The organism is Tamlana crocina, from assembly GCF_012037625.1.
This window is the reverse complement of record NZ_JAAVJS010000048.1, coordinates 1-1062: the sequence shown is the minus strand read 5'-3', so window position 1 is coordinate 1062 and position 1062 is coordinate 1. Positions and strand designations below refer to the sequence as shown.

The window sequence follows — 1062 nt, the reverse complement described above, 5'->3', positions numbered from 1 at the left end:
ACTATCCCGAGAAGTGTGTAAGTTATAAATCGAGGGTTTGGCTTGATTAAAGCCGGACCCTTTTTTCAAATATAGTCAAAAACTGGTTTAAAATAATGCCCCAGTTCCTAATGGGCATCGACCATTTCTTAGTTGCCTCTCTAAGAGCCAAAAAAGTGGACTTCATAACGGCCTCATCTGTTGGGAACGAGAGCTTGTTTTTAGTATATTTCCTGATTTTTCCATTAAGGTTTTCAATAAGGTTGGTAGTGTAAATGATTTTTCTGATTTCGACAGGGAATTCGTAAAAAGCGGTAAGTTCTTCCCAATTGTCCCTCCAGCTTTTAATAGCGTAAGAGTACTTGTGTTCCCATTTCTGGGCAAAGTCCTCCAGAGCCGCTTTTGCTGCGCTTTTGGTGGGTGCATCGTAGATGTTCTTCATATCCTTTGTAAACTCCTTTTTGTCCTTCCAAACCACATAGCGGCAAGCATTCCTGATTTGGTGCACCACACAGATTTGGGTCTTGGATTCAGGAAAAACGTTTTTTATGGTATCTGTAAAACCGTTGAGATTGTCCGTGGCGGTTATAAGCAGGTCCTGAACGCCCCTGGCTTTAATATCAGTAAGCACGCTCATCCAAAAGGCTGCCGATTCATTCTTGCCAAGCCAAAGTCCCAACACTTCCTTTTTGCCGTCCCTGCGCAGTCCCACGGCAATGTACATGGTTTTGTTGATGACCTTGGAGTTCTCCCGAACCTTAAATACAATGCCGTCCATCCAAGTAATTAAGTATACAGGCTCTAGAGGCCTGTTTTGCCAAGCTACAATATCGTTGGTGACTTTATCCGTGATGCGGGATATGGTGGACGTGGATACATCAAAACCGTAGACTTCACGAATCTGTTCTTCTATATCGGAATTGCTCATGCCCTTGGCATAAAGGCTGATAATAACGTTTTCTATGCCATCGACCATGTTGGTGCGTTTAGGGACCAGCATAGGATTAAAAGAGGATTCGCGGTCCCTGGGAACTTTAATATTGGTCTCTCCCAATGCTGTTTTTATCTTTTTGGAAGCATAGC

Annotated in this window: 1 protein-coding gene; it reads right to left on the bottom strand. The window is 43.2% G+C overall.

Annotated features, from left to right (window positions below; translation table 11 throughout):
* Positions 1-46 precede the first annotated feature (46 nt).
* A partial coding sequence (locus tag HC176_RS15515; protein WP_167919879.1) for an IS256 family transposase occupies positions 47-1062 on the bottom strand: 1016 nt, incomplete at its 5' end.